The sequence below is a fragment of the Demequina pilifera genome (assembly GCF_048814985.1).
Lineage (GTDB): Bacteria > Actinomycetota > Actinomycetes > Actinomycetales > Demequinaceae > Demequina.
Map to the genome: position 1 here is coordinate 129,842 of NZ_JBMDTW010000003.1, position 19,812 is coordinate 149,653.

Genomic DNA, 19,812 nt, shown 5'->3' on the forward strand with positions numbered 1-19,812 from the left:
CGGCGCCGTCGGGCCGAGGCGGCCAAGCAGTACTGCCAGCGCTGCCCCGTCCTCGAGACGTGTCGCGAGCGCTCCCTCGCGGCGCGCGAGCCGTTCGGAGTGTGGGGCGGCCTCAGCGAAGATGAGCGACACGCTATCCTTGCCGGTCGACTGAAGAAGGCCAGTTGACAAGTCCTACCCGCCCGCGCATCGGCCGGGCATGAGAAAAGGCCCCGGGGTTTCCCCGGGGCCTTCGCTCTGTGGTGTCAGTTAAGACACTGCGTCGTCGCTTAGGAGACGACACCCAGCAGGTCGCGCGCCGACAGGATGAGAACATCCTCGCCGCCGTACTTGACCTCGGTGCCGCCGTACTTGCTGTAGATGACCTTGTCACCTACCGCGACGTCGATCGGAATGCGGTTGCCGTTGTCATCGACACGACCCGGGCCCACCGCGAGGACTTCACCCTCCTGGGGCTTCTCCTTCGCGGCGTCCGGGATAACGAGGCCAGAGGCGGTGGTCTGCTCGGCTTCTGCCGGCTTCACCACGACCTTGTCCTCAAGAGGCTTGATAGAGACCGACACGCGGACCTCACCTTCCATTCATCCAAGTTCGATACGTGGATCGCGGCCCTCATCGCTCCCTGCCGTCGCGGGGGTCAAGGTGCGGTGCGGGTGCCACGTACTCCGTTCGGAGCGATCTCAGATTAGCACTCGCACTTGGCGAGTGCTAACTCTGTCGCGTTCGCCGGACGCGAAGAGCGCCATGGCAGGATCGACGCATGGACGCCGCCTCCGCACGCCTGCTCGTGTCACCCGAGGGGCGCGCGCTCGTCGACTCGCTGCCACCCTACGAAGGCGACCGCGCGATGACGCTCGCCGCCGAGCTGCGTGCGCAGGGCGCCGATGCCGCGCTGGTCTCCGCCGCCCTCACGCAGTCTCGCCTGCGGGCCGATGCACGGGCCAAGTTCGGCGACTTCGCGTCAGGGATGCTGTTCACGCAGGATGGTCTGGAGCAGGCGACCCGCCTGCAGGTCGCGGCCGAGCACGCGCGTCGCTATCGCGACGCCGGCGTGGACCGGGTGCTGGACCTGACGGCGGGAATCGGCGCTGACGCGATGGCGCTCGCCGCAGTCGGCATCGACGTGACCGCTCTCGAGATCGACGAGGCGACCGCGCTCATCGCCGACCACAACCTGCGCCACTGGGACCTCGCTCGCGTGGTGCTCGGGGACGCGATGGCGCTCGCGCCGAGGCTGGACGCCGACGGCGCGTTCGCCGACCCCGCCCGTCGCACCGCGCGTGGGCGACGCCACGATCCCCGCGACTACTCGCCCCCGCTCGACGACGTGCTGGCGCTGCGCGATCGCTTTCCTGCGCTGGGCGTCAAGGTGGGCCCCGCGATCGACCACTCGCAGATCCCGAGCGACGCCGAGGCGCAGTGGGTGAGCGTCGACGGCACCGTCGTCGAGGCGGCGCTGTGGTGCGGGCCTCTCGCCCAGCAGGTGGGGCATGCGGCACTGCTGATGGGTGCAGGCGGCGTCCACCGCCTGGCCGGGACCACCGAGCGCGCCGACGCCGGGCCGATCGGCGACTTCGTCTACGAGCCCGATGGCGCCGTGATCCGCGCGGGGCTGGTCGGCGAGCTCGCGACGCGCATGGGCGCTCGGCTGCTGGACCCGACCATCGCGTACCTGACCACCGACTCCCCCGTCGAGACGCCATTCGCCCGGGGCTATCGGGTGCTCGACACGATGCCGTTCAAGGTGAAGCCGCTCGCGGCGGCGCTGCGCTCGCGGGGCGTCGGCACGGTCGACATCAAGAAGCGCGGCGTGGACATCACCCCTGAGCAGCTGCGGCCCCAGCTGAAACTCAAGGGCGGCGGCCGCATGACGGTGATCGTCACCCGGGTCGCCGGCCAGCGGACCGCGCTGCTCGCCGAGCCGGCATAGCGACTTCGGCGCTCAACAGGTGCCGTAGGGCAGGTCGATGTCGACCGGCCACTCGCCGAGCGCCTCGGACTCCCCCACCAGCACGTCCGCGAGCCCCGCGAGGGCGCCGGGACTGCGACCGTACAGGCCCACGTACACCGTGGCCCGCGAATCGGCCAGGCCCCACGGACCGCCCATGGCGACCACCACGTCCGCGCTGCCTCGCGCATCGTCCCCGCCCATGAGGAACACGCTCGTGCCGTCGCCGCCGACCGCCACTCCGTGCGACTCGAGCGCGCGGCCGAGGGCGGCACGGTCGTCCTCCCCACCGCCGGAGATCGTCACCTCATCGCCGACCCACGGGGCGGCGCAGTCTCGCGCCGCCACCGTCGCACCCGCGGCAGCGAGCTGGCGCGCGTAGTCGCCGTCCTCATCGGCGACCGGCTCGAGCTGCCTCTGCCAGCGCGACATCAGGATCATCCGGGCCGCAGCCTCGTCCAGCCGCTCGCGGGGCACGTCGCCGGCATCGACCGCCGCCACGATCGCATCCCGCGCGACCCGTGCATCGGGAGGCATGAGCAGCAGGTCCGCGCCCGCCGCGAGAGCCGCAACTGCAGCCTCGCCCGGGCCGTGCGAGGCCTGAATCGCCCCCATGTTGAGAGCATCGGTCATCGCGACGCCTTCGAAGCCCAGCTCCTCCCGCAGGTACGCGTACGCCGCCGGCTCGAGGGTCGCGGGCCCGTCCCCCCATTCAGGGACGCTGACATGCGCCATCATCACGGCCGGAGCCCCCGCGTCGACCGCGGAGGCGAACGGCGCCAGGTCCCGGTTCTCGAGCTCGGCGATCGACACCGGCTGCAGCGGGAGCACATCGTGCGAGTCCTGCGTCACCGATCCGTGTCCCGGAAAGTGCTTCACCACGGGCACGACGCCGCCGTCCACGAACCCGGCGAGCGCCGCATCGACCGTCGCCGAGACGCGTCGCGCGTCGGAGCCCGCCGAGCGCACCCTGATGGTCGGATCCGCCATCCCCACCGTCGCATCGGCCACCGGCGCGAAGTCCACGGTGAAGCCCATCGCACGCATGTCGACCGCCGCCTGGGCGTACGCCTCGCGCACGGCGGACTTGTCGCTCGCGGCTCCGGCGGACATGAAGTTCGGCAGGTCGGGCATGAGGCCCCGCAGGCGTGAGACCACCCCGCCCTCCTGATCCACTCCCACGACGGCGCCCCAGTCGCGGTCGCCGCGGTCGGCCCCGGATTGAGCAGCGGCCGTGAGCGCACGCACGCCGTTGACGTCGGTGACGGCGCCGCCCATCACGATCACGCCGCCCAGGCCCAGTTCGGCGATCATCTCCTCCGTCGCCGCGGGCTCAGGGGACGTGACGGACGCGACGATGACCTGGCCCGCGGCCGCCTCGAGCGGCAGCGCCCGGGCGGTCGCGAGCGCGGCCCGCCAGTCGGCGACCGTCGGGCCCCACGCGAGCTCCTGGGCGGACGGCGTGGGGATCGGGACGGCCGATGCACGCAGCGGCACGGTCATCGGCGCTGCGGCTTCCGGCGCGACGATCGACGGCACGGCCTCGATGGGTGACGTGCTCCGGGCCGCAGTGCTCGCGAAGCGTTCATCCAGCTGCGCGGCGGGCCACCAGGCGACGGACACCAGCAGCGCAGCCACGAGCGCAGCCGCGCCCATCGCGAGGGGCGCGCGGCGTCGACTGGGCACGCTGCTACACGGAGACCGTGGCGAGCGGCATCGAAGAGTCGACGCCGATGCTCAGGGAACTCGGGGAGCCGCCCCGGCGCACCACGGCGGACCCCAGGGCGGCGATCATGGCGCCGTTGTCGGTGCAATAGCGGATGGGAGGGATGCGCACGTCGATGCCGGCGGCCTCGCCCCGAGATGCCGCCATCTCGCGCAGCTGCGAGTTGGCACTGAAGCCTCCGCCGATCACCAGCGTGTCAACGTCGTGCTCGCGGCACGCGGCCAGGGTCTTCATCATCAGCACGTCCCCGACCGCGTCAGCGAACGAGGCCGCCACGTCCGCCAGCGGGATCTCGCGGCCGGCGTCGCGCTCGGTCTCGACCCATCGCGCGACGGCGGTCTTGAGGCCAGAGAACGAAAAGTCGTACGCGTGAGTGGCCTTGAACTTGGGCGCCGTGAGGGCGCGCGGGAACGGGATGGCGGTGGGGTCCCCGTCACGGGCCAGGCGATCGATGTGCGGGCCGCCCGGGTAGGGCAGGCCGAGCAGGCGCCCCACCTTGTCGAAGGCTTCTCCCGCGGCATCGTCGAGCGTGTGGCCGAGCTCTCGCACGGTCACAGCCGAGCCCTCGATCAGCAGCAGCGATGTGTGACCGCCGGAGACGACCAAGGACATCACACGGTCGGGGAACTCCCCGTGCACCAGCTCGTCCACCACGGCGTGGCCGATCACGTGATTCACACCGTGCAGCGGGCGGTCCAGCGCGAGAGCGAGCGCCTTGGCGGCGGCGTTTCCGACGGTGAGCGACCCCACCAGCCCGGGCCCAGCCGCGACCGCGATCGCGTCCACGTCCGCGAGCGTGCGGTCCGCACGCGCCAGCGCCTGCTCGAGCGTGGGGATGAACGCCTCGAGATGGGCACGCGAGGCGACCTCAGGGACGATCCCGCCGTACCGCGCGTGCTCGTCCATGGAGGACGCGGTGACGTCGACCAGCAGGTCGGTGCCCTCGACGAGGGCGACCCCCGTCTCGTCGCATGTCGACTCGATTCCGAGCACCAAAGGATTCACGCGATCAGCCTAACGGCGGTCGCGGGCACCACCGGGCGTGCGAGAGAATCGAGGGCATGCCCACCACCTTCTCGATCGATGCCGACGCGCGCTCGCTGCTGTTCCTCGACGCTCGCTCCAACGTCAACTTCGCCGACCGCCCTGTGTCCACGGACGTGGTGCGCGAGGTGTGGGAGCTGGTGAAATGGGGCCCTACGGGCAACAACACGGTGCCGCTGCGCCTGCTCGTCGCCGAGTCCGACCAGGCGCGGTCAGCCGTGATCGCCCATGCCCTCGAGGGCAACCGTGCCAAGCTCGCGCAGGCGCCGCTGCTCGTGGTCGCGGCACACGACGAGCGATTCCACGACACCTTCGATGTCACCGGCGCCGGCACGTCCTCCACGTATGACCGGCTCGAGGCGGATGCGGGGCGCCGCAGCTCGATGGCGCACTCCGGAGCCATGCTGCAGGCCGGCTACCTCATCGTCGGCCTGCGCGCGGCCGGTCTCGCGGTGCGGCCCTACGGCGGCTTCGACAAGGCCGGCATGAACGATGCGCTCTTCGCGGACACGTCATGGCGGTCCGAGGTGCTGTTCGGCATCGGCTACCCGCACGAGGACGATCACGGCGCGGGCGAGCGGCGCGGCCGGCTCGGAGCCGACCAGGCGGTGAGGGTCGCGTGAGCGCGCCGATGCCGACCGACCGCATCGGCCGTGCCTTTGTCGTGGTCGCGATCGTCGAGGCGATCACATGGACGGGTCTGCTCGTGGGAATGCTGCTCGAGCACGTGCTGGACGTCACGAGATGGGGAATCACCGTCTTCGGGCCGCTCCACGGCGCGGCCTTCCTGATCTACCTGGTGATCGCGCTGCTGGCCGCCGTGAGATTCCGATGGACCTTGGGGGTGTGCGCGCTGGTGGGCCTCGCCGCCGTGCCGCCGCTCACGACCATCCCGCTCGAGCGCTGGCTGCGGCGCACCGGGCGCCTGGAGCGTCCCGCGGCTGGGTAGACCCGCGCCACCCGCTCGGCCGCACACCACGTGCGCCACCCGCTCCGGTGCACCACCTGCTCGGCCGCACCACCCGCTCGGCCCTTTCGAGCCGCCGCAAGTGTCGATATTCATGCACCTTCAGCCTCGAAAATGCACAGAAATCGACACTTGCCGGGGAAGCCTGTAACGAGGAGGCCCTTGCCGGGGAGGCCTGTACCGGGGAGGCCCTTGCCGAGGAGGCCTGCGCCGGGGAGGCATCGGCCGCGGGAGCCGCCTCCGTCAGGACCGGTCGGCGAGCCGGACGCGCATCACGAGCGCGTCCACGCCCTCGGGCTGGTAGTAGCGCCGCCGCACGCGCACGTCCTCGAAGCCGTGCCTGCGGTACAGCGCGAGCGCGGCATCGTTGGTGACCGCGACCTCGAGCCACGCCTCCGGCGTCTCCAGGCGTCGCGCCTCGGCGAGGAAGTCGCGCATCAGGGCGAGGCCAAGTCCGCGCCCACGCCAGGAGGGCTCGACCGCCAGGTTCATCAGATGGAAGGCGTCGCCCTCGAACCCGTAGACCGCGTACGCCGCGAGCGCGCCGTCGGTCGAGGAGCCGTCGTCGATGCCGCGCCAGCGCGAGGCGCCGTAGCGGAAGTCCTCTCGAATGAGCGCGAGCGACCACGCTGACGACCCGAAGATCTGCCGCTCGAGCGCGGCGACCTGCTCGAGGTCGCGCTCCTCGAGATCGCGGATCGGTACGGCCGATGCGGGGGCCGGGTCCGAGCCGGCAGTGTCAGACATGAAGTGGCCCGGTATGCCTAGGGCACCCGGACGTCCGCGTTGCCGTGCACGTCCGGCCGGCGCAGATACAGCGGCTCGACCGGCAGCTCGGTCTCCCCAGCGGCCAGGCGCTCGACGGCGACGCGGGCCAGCCACGCCGGATCGGGATCGGCGGCGACGGCCTCGGGGAACACGCTCGGATACAGCCCCGCCCCGCGGCCCACGACCGCTCCGGGCGGCACGACCGATTCGGGGGAGCCCACCTCAGGACCCTCGACACGATGCCCGGCGCGGTAGCGGGCCCAGTAGATCTCCTTGCGGCGCGCGTCCGCCACGACGGTCACGTCCCCATGCTCGGCGCCCAGCGCGTCCAGCGAGCAGACGCCGTGAACCGGCACCCCCCACGCGAAGCCGAGCGTGCGGGCCGTCACGAGTCCCACGCGCAGCCCGGTGAACGGTGCCGGACCGGTGCCCACGACGATGCCCTCGAGGTCTGATCCCGCCGCCCCCGCATCGGCCATCGCGTCGCGCACGAAGGAGCTCAGCAGCTCAGCGTGCCCTCGCGGTGCGTACTCGGCGCGGGACGCGACGGTGCGCTCGCCGTCCACCACGGCGACGGCGACGGCGGCGGAGGTGTCGATCGCGAGAATCACAGCATCCAGCCTAGAGGCCGGGGAGGGCCATGCCCTCCCAACGGTCGCCGTGCGACGTGATGCGCACCGACCGGGTCCCGCCTGCGGGGTCGTCCATGTCCACGACCCCGCCGCGCGGGCGCAGGATCGTGAGGTGCAGGCGATCCTCGGACAGCGCTGCCGCGTCCTCGCCCCACTCGACTACGGTCACGGCCCCGTCCAACGATGTGTCGAGATCCAGGTCGTCGAGCTCCGCGAGGGAGCCCAGTCGGTAGGCGTCGACGTGCACCAGATCCGGGCCGTCTCCCAGGCTGGGGTGGGTGCGCGCGATGATGAAGGTGGGGCTCGCGACGTCGCCGCGCACGCCCAGAGCACTGCCGAGCCCCTGGGTGAACGTGGTCTTGCCCGCACCCAGGTCGCCGGTGAGGATCACCAGGTCGCCTGGCCGGAGCATCGGCGCGATGACCTCCGCACCCAGAGCGCGCATCGCCTCCGCATCGGCCGCCTCGAGAGTGACGTCGATCATGCCGTGCTCTTGTCTCGCAGCGCGCCGAACCGGCACACCACCTCGTAGTCGATCGTGTCGATCGCGCGCGCCCAATCGGTGGCGCTCGGCCCGTCCGGACCGAACAGGGTGACCTGGTCGCCGACGCGCACCTCGGTGGCCGGGCCCAGATCCACGACGAACTGGTCCATGCACACGCGTCCCGCGATGCGATAGCGGCGCCCGCGGATCGAGACCTCGGCACAGTTGCCCGCCGAGCGGAACACCCCGTCGGCGTAGCCCGCGCTCACGAGTCCCAGCGTGGTCGGGTAGGGAGTCACGTACTCGTGGCCGTAGCTCACGCCGTGCCCCTGGGGCACGTCCTTGACCAGGATCACCTCGGAGCGCACCGTCATCGCGGACGCGAGACCGAAGTTCTCCCCGTACGGATCGGAGACCGGCGGCAGCCCGTAGATCGCGATCCCGGGCCGCACCAGGTCGAAGTGCAGGTCGGGCCGAGTCAACGTGCAGGCCGAGTTCGCGAGGTGGCGCACCTCGAGGCCCACGCGGCGCTCCTGCGCGAGCGAGAGCGCCTCGCGGAACACGTCCGCCTGGGCGTCGATCGTGGGGTGGCCCGGGGCGTCCGCCCACGCCAGGTGCGACCACATGCCGACGATCCGCACGAGCCCCTCCGCCTGCGCCGCGATCGCGAGGTCCAACAGCGCCGGCAGCTCAGTGGGCGTGACGCCCTCGCGCCCCAGGCCAGTGTCAACGCAGATGTGCAGGCGCGCGGGGATCTCGTTCTCGCGCGACACCGCGACGATCTCCCCCAACACCTCGGGGGACGACACCGACAGGTCGATGTCGGCGGCGATGAGCGCGCGAGCGGGCACCTCCGGGCCGTACAGCCAGGTGAGGATGCGGCCGGAGTCACCGGCTGCGCGCAGCGCGAGCGCCTCGTGGGGCTGCGCGACGCCCAGCCATGCTGCTCCTCCACGACGGGCCGCCTGGGCCGAGAGCACCAGCCCGTGACCATAGGCATCGGCCTTGACGATCGCCATCACGTCGGCGCCGGTGGCGTGGCCGCGCAGGATCTCGACATTGCGCGAGATCGCCCCGTAGTCGACGCTCACCTCGAGAGCACTCACCGCTCTCCCTCCGCCACGACGACCGCGGACGCGATCCCCGCATCGTGCGAGAGGGACAGGTGGAAGCGATCGATGCCCAGTTCGGCGGCGCGGGCGGCCACCGTGCCGCGCACCTCGAGGCCGGGGCGTCCGCCGTCGCCGCGGTGCACCTCCGCATCCTGCCAGTTCAGTCCGGCCGGCGCGCCCAGCGCCTTCGCAAGCGCCTCCTTGGCCGCCCAGCGGGCGGCGAGGCTGTGCTTGCCCAGTTCACGCTCCGCAGGCGTGAAGACGCGTTCGAGGAAGCCCGGCGAGCGCTGGATCGCCTGTTCGAAACGCTCGATCGCCACGACGTCGATTCCCAGCCCCAGGACCGCCATCGCTACTCGACCGTCACCGACTTGGCGAGGTTGCGCGGCTGGTCCACGTCGTAGCCCTTGGCAGAGGCGAGCTCGTGGGCGAAGATCTGCAGCGGGATCACGCTGAGCAGCGGAGTCATGAGCACGGGCGCCTCGGGGACGTAGAAGATCTCGTCCGCGTGCTTCGCGGCCTCCTCGTCGCCCTCGACTGCGACCACGAGGGTGCGGGCACCACGCGCGCGCACCTCCTGCACGTTGGAGAGCACCTTGGCGTGCAGGGACTCGCGGCCACGCGGGCTCGGAACGATCACGAAGACCGGCAGGTCCTGCTCGACGAGCGCGATGGGTCCGTGCTTGAGCTCGCCGGCTGCGAAGCCCTCGGCGTGGATGTAGGCGAGCTCCTTGAGCTTCAGCGCACCCTCGAGCGCCACGGGGTACCCGACGTGGCGGCCGAGGAACAGGACGGTCCGCTGGTCCGCCATCGAGCGCGCCACGTCGCGGATCGGCTCGGCGGTGTCGAGCACGCGCTGGATCTTCGCCGGCATCGCGTCGAGCTCGCTCAGCAGCGCCTCGATCTCATCCGGGAACTTGTTGCCGCGCAGCTCGGCGAGGTAGACCCCCAGCAGGAAGGAGGCGGTGATCTGCGCGAGGAAGGCCTTGGTCGAGGCGACCGCGATCTCCGGCCCGGCACGGGTGTACAGCACCGCATCGGCCTCGCGCGCGATCGTCGAGCCCTGAGCGTTGACGATGCCGATGACCGCCGCGCCCTGCGCCTGTGCGTGCCGCACCGCCATGATGGTGTCCATGGTCTCGCCCGACTGGCTGATGGCCACCACGAGAGTCTTGATGTTCACCACGGGGTCTCGGTAGCGGAACTCGTGAGCGAGCTCGACCTCCACCGGGATGCGGGTCCAGTGCTCGATCGCGTAGCGCGCCACGAGGCCGGCGTAGCTCGCCGTTCCGCACGCCACCACGATGATCTTGTCGATCGACTTGAGCACGTACTCGTCGATCAGGCCCTCGTCCAGCTTGAGCCGGCCGCGCTCGTCCACGCGGCCCCGCAGGGTGTCCGCGACGGCGACGGGCTGGTCGTGGATCTCCTTGTCCATGAACGTCGCGAAGCCGCCCTTCTCGGCAGCCTCCGCGTCCCAGTCCACGTGGTACGGCTCACGGTCGACGATGTTGCCCTTGACGTCCGTGACGACCACGGAGTCCGGCGTGATCTCGACGACCTCGTCCTGGCCGAGTTCGAGAGCGGTGCGGGTGTGCTCGATGAAGGCCACCACGTCCGAGCCCAGAAAGTTCTCCCCGTCGCCAAGCCCGACGACCAGCGGCGAGTTGCGCCGCGCTCCCACGACCGTGCGCGGCTCGCGCACGTCCACGGCGAGCAGCGTGAAGGCCCCCTCGAGTCGCGTCGCCACCGCGCGCATCGCGTCGGCCAGGCCCAGACCCCGCTCGACCTGGCTCGCCAGCAGGTGCGCCGCGACCTCGGTGTCGGTGTCGGACAGGAAGTCCCTGCCCTCCGCCGCGAGCTCGTCGCGCAGTTGGCCATGATTCTCGATGATGCCGTTGTGAATGAGGGCGACGCGGCCCCCGGCCGCGAGGTGCGGGTGCGCATTCGCATCGGTCGGCGCGCCGTGAGTGGCCCACCGGGTGTGGCCGATGGCGGCGGTGGACGGGGGCAGCGGGTGTTCCGCGATCGCCTTCGACAGCCGCTCGAGCTTTCCGGCGCGCTTGACCACCGCGACCCTGTCCGAGTGCGCCCCGACCAGCGCGATCCCGGCGGAGTCGTAGCCCCGGTACTCGAGACGGGCGAGCCCACCCATGACCACGCCCTCCGGGCGCGATCCCGCTTCGCCTGACCCCACGTATCCCACAATGCCGCACATAAGAGATGAGTCTACGGGCCGCCGCGCGCACGAAGGGCTGACCACGCTGTGCGGGCTCCCTGCATCGATGGGGTTGAATGGTTGGGTGAACGAGCGCTCATCGGAGGACGTGGCAAGTCCCTTCCTGACCTTCTCCCGTCGCGAGTGGGCCGCTCTCGCGGACACCACCCCGCTCCCGCTGAGCGAGGAGGACATCGCCCGCGTTCGCGGACTCGGAGACCCGATCGACCTGGCGGAGGTCGACACGATCTACCGGCCGCTGTCCCGGCTCCTGAACCTGTACTCGGGCGCGACGGGTGAACTGCACGCGGCGACCAGCGCGTTTCTCGGAGGACGCGCGTCCCGCACCCCGTTCGTGATCGGCATCGCCGGTTCCGTCGCCGCGGGCAAGTCCACCACCGCTCGGGTGCTGCGCGAGCTGATGGCTCGCTGGCCCGAGACGCCGCGGGTGTCCCTGGTGACGACCGACGGGTTCCTGCATTCGAACGCAGAGCTCAAGGCCCGGGGAATCCTGGACCGCAAGGGCTTCCCCGAGTCCTACGATCGGCGCGCGCTGCGCCAGTTCATCGCGGATGTGAAGTCCGGTCTGCCCGAGGTGCACGCCCCCGTGTACTCGCACATCACGTACGACATCGTTCCCGGGGAGCGGATCACGGTGTCGCAGCCCGACGTGCTCATCGTCGAGGGCCTCAACGTCCTGCAGCCCGCGACGCCGCGCGAGCTGGACGACACCGCGCTGGCCGTGTCCGACTACTTCGATGTGTCGATCTACGTCGACGCGCAGCCGCACCACGTGCGCCGGTGGTACATCGAACGGTTCCTGCAGCTGCGGGCGACCGCGTTCACGCGGCCCGAATCGTACTTCCAGTCGTACTCAGACCTCTCGGACGAGGAGGCGACGGCCCGCGCCAGCGAGATCTGGGACACCATCAACGCTCCGAACCTGGCGCGAAACATCGCGCCCACGCGCTCGCGCGCGACGATCATCCTCGCCAAGGGCGAGAATCACCAGGTCGAGTCAGTGCGCATGCGCAAGCTGTAGAAGGCGCACGCGCCGACCGTCAGCGCTGCGCTTCGTCACCGTCCCCGACGCTGCGGGACGAGGGCTCTTCGTGGTGATGGTCGCGGCGTTCGGCACGGCGCTCGGCTCGGTGGCCCTGACGCGCCTCACGCTCGGCGGCGTGGCGCTCCGCCTCTTCGCGCTGCTCGTCGGTGAGCGTCTCCTCGATCTCGGCGGCCAGGTCCGGCAGCTCCGGCTTGCTCAGCCCGAACCACGACAGCACCTTGTCCACGAACAGACCGAGCACCACGCCGGAGGCGACGCCCACGGAGATCGACAACAGCAGGTTGTCCTCGGGGAAGATCGCGCCTGCGGCGGATCCGAGGCCGATGCTCCATGCGGACCAGATGACCACCGCGATCGCGTCGACGCCCATGAACCGCCGGTGCGGGAAGCGCAGGGCTCCCGCGGACAGGTTCACCAGCACCCGGCCCATCGGCACGAACCGGGCCGCGATGATGAATGTCGGCCCGCGCCGCTCGAGCTGGTGCTCCGCCCAGTCGAGGCCGCGGCGCCACCTGTCACGCTTGAAGACCCGCCACCGTCTCACGTCGGCACGGGCGCCGATCAGATAGGCGATCTGGTCGCCGCACCACGCCCCCACGGCGCCACAGAGGAAGATCAGCACCAGGATCGGGCTGCCCGTCTGGAGGGCCGCGGTGGCCGTCGCGATGATCACGGACTCGCTGGGCACCACCGGGAAGAAGCCGTCGATCACCGACAGCGCAAAGACGCCTGGATAGATCCACAGTGACTCGCTGAGGTCCAGCACGAACTCTTCGGTGAGGGAGGAGAAGCGCGCGAACCAGTCGATGAAGGGGGTGACGTCCACGGCTTCAGTGTTCCAGCACCTGAGAGCGTGCGCGATGGGGCATCACCCTGATAGCGCACCGTGCGCGCGGCCGATGCGGTCGGCACCTGGCATCGCGCGCGTCCCAGTCATGCGCTACAGCGTCAGCCGGTCGCGCACGACGTCGGCCAGCGCATCGGCGTGACGCTGGGCGTCGTCCGCGGTCGTCGCCTCCACCATCACCCTCACCAGGTTCTCGGTGCCGGACGGACGCAACAGCACCCTGCCCGAGTCGCCGAGGGCGGCGCGAGCGTCGGCCACGGCCCGCTGAAGGGCGTCGTCGCTGTAGACGCGGGTGCGATCGGCTCCCGGCACGTTGACCAGCACCTGGGGCAGGGTGTCGATGCTGGCGCACTGGTCACGGAGGGACTCGCCGCCGGCGACCTGCGCGCCGACGAGCAGCGACGTGAGCACGCCGTCGCCGGTGGTCGCGTAGTCCGCCACGATCACGTGGCCCGACTGCTCACCGCCGAGCGAGAAGCCGCCGTCGCGCATCGCCTCGAGCACATAGCGGTCGCCCACTGCGGACTCCACGATCGCGATGCCGGCGGCCTGCATGGCCCGGTGGAGGCCGAGGTTGGACATCAGCGTGGCGACCAGGGTGTCGTGGTACAGCGCGCCGGAGCGCTGCATCGCCAGCGCAAGCAGACCCATGATGGCGTCGCCGTTGACGACGGCGCCCGTGTGGTCGACGGCGAGGCAGCGGTCCGCGTCCCCGTCGTACGCCACGCCGAGGTCCGCTCCGCGCTCGACGACGGTGACACTGAGCCCGTCGAGGTGAGTCGACCCCACGCCGTCGTTGATGTTGTGTCCGTCTGGAGCCGCGTTCATGACGTGCACGTCCGCACCCGCCGCGGCGAGCGCACGCGGGCCGATGCTGCTGGCCGCGCCGTGCGCGGCGTCGACCACGATGCTCAGGCCGGCGAGCGGGGCGTCCGTTCCCGCGAACGACCGCGCTGCGGAGACGACGTGCTGGACGTAGTCCTCCGCGAGGTCGCCGGAGGGCGAGATGGAGCCGACGGCGCTGCCCGTGGGGCGATCCCATTCGGCACCGAGGCGCTCCTCGATCGCCTGCTCGACGGCGTCGTCGAGCTTGTGGCCGCCGCGGGAGAAGAACTTGATGCCGTTGTCAGGCATCGGGTTGTGCGACGCGGAGATCACCACGCCGATGTCGGCGTCGGTCGATGCGGTGAGGTAGGCGACGCCCGGCGTGGGGATGACGCCGACGTCGAGAACGTCGACTCCCGCCGATGCGAGCCCTGCGGCAACCGCCGACGACAGGAACTGGCCGGAGACACGGGTGTCCCGCCCCAGCACCGCACGGGGCCGGTGGCCGGCGAACTCGCCGCGCTCGGCGAGGACGAAGGCTGCGGCGACGGCGAGGTCCACGGCCAGCTCAGCCGTGATGTCACGGTTGGCCAGGCCACGGACCCCGTCCGTGCCGAACAGTCGCGCCATGCGCGGCCGGTTAGCGCTTCGAGTACTGAGGGGCGCGACGGGCCTTCTTGAGACCCGCCTTCTTGCGCTCGACCACGCGAGCGTCGCGGGTGAGGAAGCCGGCCTTCTTGAGAGCGGCGCGGTTGGTCTCCTCGTCGATCTCGTTGAGGGCACGAGCCACGCCCAGGCGCAGCGCGCCGGCCTGACCCGAGGCGCCGCCGCCGGTGATGCGGGCGTGGACATCGAACTTGCCGTCGATGTCGAGCAGCGTGAAGGGGTCATTCACCAGCTGCTGGTGGACCTTGTTCGGGAAGTACGTCTCGAGGTTGCGGCCATTGATCTTCCACTCGCCGGTGCCGGGCACCAGGCGAACTCGGGCGATGGCCTGCTTGCGGCGACCCAGACCAGCGCCGGGGGCGATGGTCGATGAGCCCTTGCCGCGCTCGGGAGCGGACTCGGAGGTGTATTCGGTGGGCGTGTCGTTCTCGACGGTCTCAGTCACGTTGATTCAGTCCTTGATGCCGGGCGCTACTGCGCCACCTGCGAGATCTCGAACGCCTGCGGCTGCTGCGCGGCGTGGGGGTGCTCAGGGCCCGCATAGACCTTGAGCTTGGACAGCTGGGCACGGCCGAGCTTGGTGTGAGGGAGCATGCCCTTCACCGCGTTCTCGATGACCCGCTGGGGGTTCTTCTCGAGAAGCTCGCCGATCGGCACGGCCGACAGGCCGCCCGGGAAGCCCGAGTGGCGGTAGACCATCTTGTCGGTGGCCTTGGTGCCGGACAGCGACACCTTTTCCGCGTTGATCACGATGACGAAGTCGCCGTTGTCGACGTGGGGGGCAAAGGTCGCCTTGTGCTTGCCGCGGATCAGCGAAGCGGCCTGCGAGGCCAGACGACCGAGAACCACGTCAGCAGCATCGATGACGTACCAGTCGATGGTCACGTCACCCGGCTTGGGAGAATACGTACGCACTGTGAAGCCTTCTAACTCGTTAACGATGGGCGGAGCGTTCAGCACCGCAAGGGTTCGGTCGGCGGGTCCGGCGGAGGCGAGTGGGAGGCACCATTCCACGTGGAACGCACAACGACAGGCAAGTCTACCGGGGCGTGCGCGCCATGGTCAATTCCACTCCTCCCGCAGGTCCCCATCGCCCGCATCTCGCCGGGCGCGAGTGGCCTCGGCACGGGTCGCCAGGTGCTCGTCTGCGGGGTATTCGACACGTTCGAGGGTGAGGCCGCGAGCGGGGGCGACCTTCACCGCACCCGAGCGTCCGGACGTCGCCGCGGCGGCCGCAAGCCATGCGAGGTCTCGCCTGCCCTCCCCCACTGCGAGCAGCGCGCCCACCAGTGAGCGCACCATGGAATGGCAGAAGGCATCGGCCCTCACCGTGGCCACCACCAGGCCCGCATCCGCGCCGCTCGGCACCCGCTGCCAGGACAGCTCCGTGAGGTCGCGGATCGTCGTGGCGCCGTCGCGTGCGCGGCAGAACGGCGCGAAATCGCGCAGGCCGATGAGCGTCGCGGACGCGGCGTTCAGCTCGTCGACGTCGAGGGTGCGCCCGTGCCACGTCACGTAGCGCCGAGTGAGCGGGTCGCGCAGCGCGACGTCGTCGCAGACGCGATACGCATAGCGCCGCTCGGTCGCGGAGAACCGGGCGTCGAAGCCGTCCGGGGCGATCGACACCCCCGTGATCGCGATGTCCTCGCTCAGCACTCCGTCGAGACGGTCCCGGAAGCCCTGCTCGGGAGTCCGGCGGGACCGCCCCGGCATGCGCGCCCACGAACCGTGGGGAACGTCGATGTGGGCGACCTGGCCGCGCGCGTGGACCCCCGCATCGGTCCTGCCCGCCACCGTGGTGCGGACGGAGACCGCTGCGCCCGCATCGTCTCGCAGGATGCGGGACAGCGCGCTCTCGATGTCGCCCTGCACCGTCCGCAGGCCGGGCTGGACCGCCCAGCCCGCGAAGTCGGTGCCGTCGTAAGACAGGTCGAGGCGGACCCTCACGACCTCACTGGGAACCAGCATGGTCATGAGAGCCCGCCTCGTACGTGCACGTCGGCGCGGGCCTGTGGCCAGCGCGTCGGCGGAACTACTTGTCGTCGGCCTTGTCGGCGGAGGAGTCGTCGGCGCCTTCGGCGGGGGCCTCGGCGTGCTCCGCCTCGACCTCCTCGGGCTTGACCTCGGCCTCGGCGGCGTCGGGCTCAGTGGCCTCAGCCTTGGGCTCTTCGGCCTTCGCCTTCGGCGCCGCCTTCTTGGTGGCCTTCTCGGCCTCCTTGCTCACGGCCTTCTTGGCCGGTGCGCCGAACTCCACGAGCTCGATGACCGCCATGGGCGCGTTGTCACCCTTGCGGGTGCCAACCTTCGTGATGCGGGTGTAGCCGCCGTCACGCTCGGCGAAGCCGGGGCCGATCTCGGTGAAGAGCGCGTGAACCACGCCCTTGTCCGAGAGCAGCCCAAGCACCTTGCGGCGCGAGGCGAGGTCGCCGCGCTTCGCAAAGGTGACGATGCGCTCGGCGTACGGGCGCAGGCGCTTGGCCTTGGTGACGGTGGTCGTGATGCGGCCGTGCTCGAACAGGCTCTGCGCGAGGTTCGCCAGAATCTGGCGCTCGTGGGCAGGGCCGCCGCCGAGGCGCGCTCCCTTAGTGGGGGTAGGCATGATGCTTCAGATCTCCTTGTTACTCTTCGCTGCCCGAGAAGTACACGCCCGCTGAGGAGCCGTCGTACTCGGTGCCGCCGTCCTTGAGGGAGAAGCCGAGCTCAGCGAGCTTCTCCTTGACCTCGGTGATCGACTTCTGCCCGAAGTTGCGGATGTCCATGAGGTCCGCCTCCGAGCGAGCCGTCAGCTCGCCCACGGTGTGGATGCCCTCGCGCTTGAGGCAGTTGTACGACCGCTGCGTGAGGTTCAGCTCCTCGATGGGCTGGTTGTAGTCCTCCTCGAGCGACTCGTCGGTGTCCGACGGGCCGATCTCGATGCCCTCTGCGGCCTCATTGAGGCCCTTCGCGAGCGAGAACAGCTCGACCAGCGTCGACCCTGCAGACGCGAGCGCGTCACGAGCAGAGATCGAGGACTTGGTCTCGACGTCGATGATCAGCTCGTCGAAGTCCGTGCGCTGCGCGACTCGGGTGGCCTCGACCTTGTACGTGACCTTGAGGACCGGCGAGTAGATCGAGTCGACCGGGATCTGACCGATCTCGGCGTCGTAGCTCTTGTTCATCGCCGAGGGCACGTAGCCGCGCCCACGCTCGACCGTGAGCTCGACCTCGAACTTGGCCTTCGAGTTGAGCGTCGCGATGTGCAGATCGGGGTTGTGGACCTCCACGCCTGCGGGCGGCGCGATGTCAGCGGCCGTCACGGCGCCAGCGCCGGACTTGCGCAGGTACATCACGACCGGCTCGTCGTGCTCGGAGGAGACCACGAGGTTCTTGAGGTTGAGCATGATCTCGGTCACGTCCTCCTTCACGCCCTCGATGGTCGTGAACTCGTGGAGAACTCCCTCGAAGCGCACCGACGTGATCGCGGCGCCCGGGATGGACGACAGCAGGGTGCGGCGGAGGGAGTTGCCGAGCGTGTAGCCGAAGCCGGGCTCGAGAGGCTTGAGCGAGAACTGCGAACGGTTGTCCGAGATGACCTTCTCGGTCAGGGTGGGACGCTGTGCAATGAGCACTGTTCAATTCCTTTCCGAGCACCCGCTATTTGATGCTCGCAAGATCCGACGGTGTGGGTCCGGCGGGGTCACGGTTCTTCAGTTGGCCGTCCTCGCTCGGCACCGATGCCGGTGCCGAGCCGAGGACGTGTGGCGTCAGGACGACGCCGAGATGCTAGTTGCGGCGACGCTTGGGCGGGCGGCAACCGTTGTGCGCCTGCGGGGTGACGTCCTTGATGGAGGTCACCTCGAGGCCGGCGGCGGTCAGCGACCGGATCGCGGTGTCGCGACCCGAACCCGGGCCCTTGACGAACACGTCGACCTTGCTCATGCCGGCGTCCTGCGCGCGGCGAGCGGCCGATTCGGCGGCCATCTGCGCGGCGTAGGGCGTCGACTTGCGCGAGCCCTTGAAGCCCACCTGGCCGGACGAGGACCACGACACGACGGCACCCGCGGGGTCCGTGATCGAGATGATCGTGTTGTTGAACGTGGACTTGATGTGCGCCTGACCGTGCGCGACGGTCTTCTTGATCTTCTTGCGCGGCTTACGTGTAGGAGCTGCCATGGCTTACTTCTTCTTTCCGGCGACGGTCTTCTTGGGGCCCTTGCGCGTGCGGGCGTTGGTCTTCGTGCGCTGACCACGGACCGGCATGCCACGACGGTGGCGCAGTCCCTGGTAATTGCCGATCTCGACCTTGCGGCGAATGTCGCCCGTCACCTCGCGGCGCAGGTCGCCCTCCACCTGGAAGTTGGCCTCGATGAAGTCGCGGATCGCGACCAGGTCAGTGTCCGCCGCGTCCTTGACGCGGAGGTCCGGGCTGATCCCGGTGGCGGCGAGGATCTGAGCCGAACGGGTCCGGCCGATCCCATAGATATAGGTGAGCGCGATCTCCATGCGCTTGTCGCGCGGGAGGTCGACGCCTACGATGCGTGCCATAAGTGCTGTTTCTACTCCTCAGTAGTCGGAGGTCTGACGCTCAGGCATCCCGCGTAATGTGTGCGGGCCCCGGCCTCCGAGCCGGGGGCTACCTTTCGGTTGCCTGAACGCGTTTTCTCTGGTGTGTCTAGCCCTGACGCTGCTTGTGGCGCAGGTTGTCGCAGATGACCATCACTCGGCCATTGCGGCGGATGACCTTGCACTTCTCGCAGATCGGCTTGACGCTGGGCTTAACCTTCATTTTTCTTCCTTCGCCGTCGGCGCTGGTGACGCAGATGCGCGCCGGCGACGACTCACTTGTAGCGGTAGACGATACGGCCGCGGGACAGGTCGTATGGGCTCAACTCGACCACCACCCGGTCCTCTGGGAGGATCCGGATGTAGTGCTGTCGCATCTTGCCTGAGATATGCGCGAGGACGAGATGACCATTGGTCAGCTCCACTCGGAAGGAGGCGTTGGGAAGTGCCTCCACGACCGAGCCCTCGACCTCGATGACGCCGTCTTTCTTGGCCATGGACTCCACTCACATTGGTTGACAGTTTTCCGGGCGCGCGAAAACGCCCGACGCACCACTATACGGGAGTTCTGAGCGCTTCTCAACCGCGCCTGCGCCGGTCCCGGCACACCGGCCGTGGAGCGGCGCTCAGCGGAAGCTGTTGCGCAGACGCTGGACGGCTGAACCGGAGATCTGCACGTTGCGGCTGTCCGCGAGATTGCGGATCACCGACGACGGCGTCCGGGGATTGGCGATGAGGGCCTCGAGGACCTCGGTGGCGTGATCGTGTCCCAACGAGATGAGCGCTCCCGTCGGGCAGTCGCGGCGACTCGCCACCGCGGCGCGGACCGACGGCTCGCGGTGGACCGCGAGGCGCAGCAGGTCGGGGCCGGTGACGTTCGGGTCGAGTGCCTTCACGACGTCTTCCGGGGCCCCACGAGCAGACGAGAAGCTCACGCGCATCCCTCCTCGATCGCTGCTGTTCACTG

The 19,812-nt window shown here is 70.0% G+C and carries 26 protein-coding genes; 5 read left to right on the forward strand and 21 right to left on the reverse strand.

What is annotated here, in order from left to right; genetic code table 11:
- Positions 1-168, forward strand: a 168-nt coding sequence (locus ACNI14_RS05785; protein WP_420519424.1) for a WhiB family transcriptional regulator, incomplete at its 5' end; no start/stop codon positions are given.
- 101 nt (positions 169-269) lie between these two features.
- Here ACNI14_RS05785 and groES read toward each other — a convergent pair.
- Positions 270-563 carry a co-chaperone GroES gene (gene groES, locus ACNI14_RS05790; RefSeq protein WP_420519013.1) on the reverse strand — a complete coding sequence of 98 codons (294 nt, stop codon included), beginning with the start codon at positions 561-563 and terminating at the stop codon, positions 270-272.
- A 197-nt stretch (positions 564-760) separates the two neighbouring features.
- Here groES and ACNI14_RS05795 point away from each other — a divergent pair, with 197 nt between their 5' ends.
- Positions 761-1,930 carry a THUMP-like domain-containing protein gene (locus tag ACNI14_RS05795; protein WP_420519014.1) on the forward strand — a complete coding sequence of 390 codons (1,170 nt, stop codon included), beginning with the start codon at positions 761-763 and terminating at the stop codon, positions 1,928-1,930.
- Between the two features lie 12 nt (positions 1,931-1,942).
- On the opposite strand, the gene ACNI14_RS05800 is transcribed toward ACNI14_RS05795, so the two are convergent.
- Entirely contained in the window at positions 1,943-3,634 is a 1,692-nt protein-coding gene (locus tag ACNI14_RS05800) for a glycoside hydrolase family 3 N-terminal domain-containing protein (protein WP_420519015.1), read from the reverse strand.
- Between the two features lie 4 nt (positions 3,635-3,638).
- Positions 3,639-4,679, reverse strand: a complete 1,041-nt coding sequence (tsaD, locus tag ACNI14_RS05805; RefSeq protein ID WP_420519017.1) for a tRNA (adenosine(37)-N6)-threonylcarbamoyltransferase complex transferase subunit TsaD — start codon at positions 4,677-4,679, stop codon at positions 3,639-3,641.
- A gap of 56 nt (positions 4,680-4,735) precedes the next feature.
- Between tsaD and ACNI14_RS05810 the strand changes: the two genes are divergently transcribed.
- Both ACNI14_RS05810 and ACNI14_RS05815 read left to right on the forward strand, forming a co-directional pair.
- On the forward strand, positions 4,736-5,341 hold the full coding sequence (locus tag ACNI14_RS05810) for a malonic semialdehyde reductase (RefSeq protein WP_420519018.1): 606 nt from the start codon (positions 4,736-4,738) through the stop codon (positions 5,339-5,341).
- Positions 5,338-5,667 carry a DUF3817 domain-containing protein gene (locus ACNI14_RS05815; protein ID WP_420519019.1) on the forward strand — a complete coding sequence of 110 codons (330 nt, stop codon included), beginning with the start codon at positions 5,338-5,340 and terminating at the stop codon, positions 5,665-5,667. Before ACNI14_RS05810 ends, ACNI14_RS05815 begins: the two co-directional genes overlap by 4 nt.
- 261 nt (positions 5,668-5,928) lie before the next feature.
- On the opposite strand, the gene rimI is transcribed toward ACNI14_RS05815, so the two are convergent.
- The 6 genes from rimI to glmS are packed head-to-tail and all read right to left on the reverse strand — an operon-like array spanning position 5,929 to position 10,899.
- On the reverse strand, positions 5,929-6,432 hold the full coding sequence (gene rimI / locus ACNI14_RS05820; protein WP_420519020.1) for a ribosomal protein S18-alanine N-acetyltransferase: 504 nt from the start codon (positions 6,430-6,432) through the stop codon (positions 5,929-5,931).
- A 17-nt stretch (positions 6,433-6,449) separates the two neighbouring features.
- On the reverse strand, positions 6,450-7,064 hold the full coding sequence (gene tsaB / locus ACNI14_RS05825) for a tRNA (adenosine(37)-N6)-threonylcarbamoyltransferase complex dimerization subunit type 1 TsaB (RefSeq protein WP_420519021.1): 615 nt from the start codon (positions 7,062-7,064) through the stop codon (positions 6,450-6,452).
- Positions 7,065-7,074: 10 nt separating this feature from the next.
- Positions 7,075-7,569 (reverse strand): tRNA (adenosine(37)-N6)-threonylcarbamoyltransferase complex ATPase subunit type 1 TsaE, encoded by a 495-nt coding sequence (tsaE, locus tag ACNI14_RS05830; RefSeq protein ID WP_420519022.1) that lies wholly within the window; start codon positions 7,567-7,569, stop codon positions 7,075-7,077.
- Complete coding sequence (alr, locus tag ACNI14_RS05835) at positions 7,566-8,675, reverse strand: alanine racemase (protein ID WP_420519023.1); 1,110 nt, start codon at positions 8,673-8,675, stop codon at positions 7,566-7,568. Before alr ends, tsaE begins: the two co-directional genes overlap by 4 nt.
- Positions 8,672-9,031 carry a holo-ACP synthase gene (locus tag ACNI14_RS05840; protein WP_420519024.1) on the reverse strand — a complete coding sequence of 120 codons (360 nt, stop codon included), beginning with the start codon at positions 9,029-9,031 and terminating at the stop codon, positions 8,672-8,674. The genes alr and ACNI14_RS05840 overlap by 4 nt, the downstream gene beginning before the upstream one ends.
- Before the next feature lie 2 nt (positions 9,032-9,033).
- Positions 9,034-10,899 carry a glutamine--fructose-6-phosphate transaminase (isomerizing) gene (gene glmS, locus ACNI14_RS05845; protein ID WP_420519025.1) on the reverse strand — a complete coding sequence of 622 codons (1,866 nt, stop codon included), beginning with the start codon at positions 10,897-10,899 and terminating at the stop codon, positions 9,034-9,036.
- Positions 10,900-10,984: 85 nt separating this feature from the next.
- Here glmS and coaA point away from each other — a divergent pair, with 85 nt between their 5' ends.
- Positions 10,985-11,941, forward strand: a complete 957-nt coding sequence (gene coaA / locus ACNI14_RS05850) for a type I pantothenate kinase (protein WP_420519026.1) — start codon at positions 10,985-10,987, stop codon at positions 11,939-11,941.
- Positions 11,942-11,960: 19 nt separating this feature from the next.
- On the opposite strand, the gene ACNI14_RS05855 is transcribed toward coaA, so the two are convergent.
- The 12 genes from ACNI14_RS05855 to ACNI14_RS05910 all read right to left on the reverse strand — a co-directional run bounded on the left by ACNI14_RS05855 (position 11,961) and on the right by ACNI14_RS05910 (position 19,810).
- Positions 11,961-12,791, reverse strand: coding sequence for a DedA family protein (locus tag ACNI14_RS05855; RefSeq protein WP_420519027.1), 831 nt, complete (start codon positions 12,789-12,791; stop codon positions 11,961-11,963).
- Between the two features lie 114 nt (positions 12,792-12,905).
- Positions 12,906-14,267 carry a phosphoglucosamine mutase gene (gene glmM / locus ACNI14_RS05860; RefSeq protein WP_420519028.1) on the reverse strand — a complete coding sequence of 454 codons (1,362 nt, stop codon included), beginning with the start codon at positions 14,265-14,267 and terminating at the stop codon, positions 12,906-12,908.
- Positions 14,268-14,277: 10 nt separating this feature from the next.
- Positions 14,278-14,748, reverse strand: coding sequence for a 30S ribosomal protein S9 (rpsI, locus tag ACNI14_RS05865; RefSeq protein ID WP_419390615.1), 471 nt, complete (start codon positions 14,746-14,748; stop codon positions 14,278-14,280).
- A 26-nt stretch (positions 14,749-14,774) separates the two neighbouring features.
- On the reverse strand, positions 14,775-15,218 hold the full coding sequence (gene rplM / locus ACNI14_RS05870) for a 50S ribosomal protein L13 (protein ID WP_420519030.1): 444 nt from the start codon (positions 15,216-15,218) through the stop codon (positions 14,775-14,777).
- A 147-nt stretch (positions 15,219-15,365) separates the two neighbouring features.
- On the reverse strand, positions 15,366-16,277 hold the full coding sequence (truA, locus tag ACNI14_RS05875; protein WP_420519031.1) for a tRNA pseudouridine(38-40) synthase TruA: 912 nt from the start codon (positions 16,275-16,277) through the stop codon (positions 15,366-15,368).
- A 58-nt stretch (positions 16,278-16,335) separates the two neighbouring features.
- Positions 16,336-16,902, reverse strand: a complete 567-nt coding sequence (gene rplQ, locus ACNI14_RS05880) for a 50S ribosomal protein L17 (protein ID WP_420519032.1) — start codon at positions 16,900-16,902, stop codon at positions 16,336-16,338.
- A 19-nt stretch (positions 16,903-16,921) separates the two neighbouring features.
- Entirely contained in the window at positions 16,922-17,911 is a 990-nt protein-coding gene (locus ACNI14_RS05885) for a DNA-directed RNA polymerase subunit alpha (RefSeq protein ID WP_419390611.1), read from the reverse strand.
- Between the two features lie 154 nt (positions 17,912-18,065).
- Entirely contained in the window at positions 18,066-18,455 is a 390-nt protein-coding gene (rpsK, locus tag ACNI14_RS05890; protein ID WP_419390610.1) for a 30S ribosomal protein S11, read from the reverse strand.
- 3 nt (positions 18,456-18,458) lie between these two features.
- The gene (gene rpsM / locus ACNI14_RS05895; RefSeq protein WP_419390609.1) at positions 18,459-18,827 is read right to left on the reverse strand and encodes a 30S ribosomal protein S13; all 369 of its coding nucleotides are present in this window, start codon (positions 18,825-18,827) and stop codon (positions 18,459-18,461) included.
- Positions 18,828-18,954: 127 nt separating this feature from the next.
- On the reverse strand, positions 18,955-19,068 hold the full coding sequence (gene rpmJ, locus ACNI14_RS05900) for a 50S ribosomal protein L36 (protein WP_009679193.1): 114 nt from the start codon (positions 19,066-19,068) through the stop codon (positions 18,955-18,957).
- A 52-nt stretch (positions 19,069-19,120) separates the two neighbouring features.
- Positions 19,121-19,342: a translation initiation factor IF-1 gene (gene infA / locus ACNI14_RS05905; protein WP_061963594.1), complete on the reverse strand. Its 222-nt coding sequence runs from the start codon at positions 19,340-19,342 to the stop codon at positions 19,121-19,123.
- 129 nt (positions 19,343-19,471) lie between these two features.
- Positions 19,472-19,810, reverse strand: a complete 339-nt coding sequence (locus tag ACNI14_RS05910; RefSeq protein ID WP_420519034.1) for a hypothetical protein — start codon at positions 19,808-19,810, stop codon at positions 19,472-19,474.
- Between the last annotated feature and the right edge of the window lie 2 nt (positions 19,811-19,812).

What these genes read in the sequence shown, in the direction of transcription:
- glmM (WP_420519028.1), bottom strand. Translation starts at nt 14,267, where the DNA reads ATGGCGCGACTGTTCGGCACGGACGGGGTCCGTGGCCTGGCCAACCGT.
- tsaE (WP_420519022.1), bottom strand. Translation starts at nt 7,569, where the DNA reads ATGATCGACGTCACTCTCGAGGCGGCCGATGCGGAGGCGATGCGCGCT.
- truA (WP_420519031.1), bottom strand. Translation starts at nt 16,277, where the DNA reads ATGACCATGCTGGTTCCCAGTGAGGTCGTGAGGGTCCGCCTCGACCTG.
- rpsK (WP_419390610.1), bottom strand. Translation starts at nt 18,455, where the DNA reads ATGGCAGCTCCTACACGTAAGCCGCGCAAGAAGATCAAGAAGACCGTC.
- ACNI14_RS05795 (WP_420519014.1), top strand. Translation starts at nt 761, where the DNA reads ATGGACGCCGCCTCCGCACGCCTGCTCGTGTCACCCGAGGGGCGCGCG.
- rpmJ (WP_009679193.1), bottom strand. Translation starts at nt 19,068, where the DNA reads ATGAAGGTTAAGCCCAGCGTCAAGCCGATCTGCGAGAAGTGCAAGGTC.
- rimI (WP_420519020.1), bottom strand. Translation starts at nt 6,432, where the DNA reads ATGTCTGACACTGCCGGCTCGGACCCGGCCCCCGCATCGGCCGTACCG.
- infA (WP_061963594.1), bottom strand. Translation starts at nt 19,342, where the DNA reads ATGGCCAAGAAAGACGGCGTCATCGAGGTCGAGGGCTCGGTCGTGGAG.
- ACNI14_RS05810 (WP_420519018.1), top strand. Translation starts at nt 4,736, where the DNA reads ATGCCCACCACCTTCTCGATCGATGCCGACGCGCGCTCGCTGCTGTTC.
- glmS (WP_420519025.1), bottom strand. Translation starts at nt 10,899, where the DNA reads ATGTGCGGCATTGTGGGATACGTGGGGTCAGGCGAAGCGGGATCGCGC.
- ACNI14_RS05840 (WP_420519024.1), bottom strand. Translation starts at nt 9,031, where the DNA reads ATGGCGGTCCTGGGGCTGGGAATCGACGTCGTGGCGATCGAGCGTTTC.
- rpsM (WP_419390609.1), bottom strand. Translation starts at nt 18,827, where the DNA reads ATGGCACGCATCGTAGGCGTCGACCTCCCGCGCGACAAGCGCATGGAG.
- rplQ (WP_420519032.1), bottom strand. Translation starts at nt 16,902, where the DNA reads ATGCCTACCCCCACTAAGGGAGCGCGCCTCGGCGGCGGCCCTGCCCAC.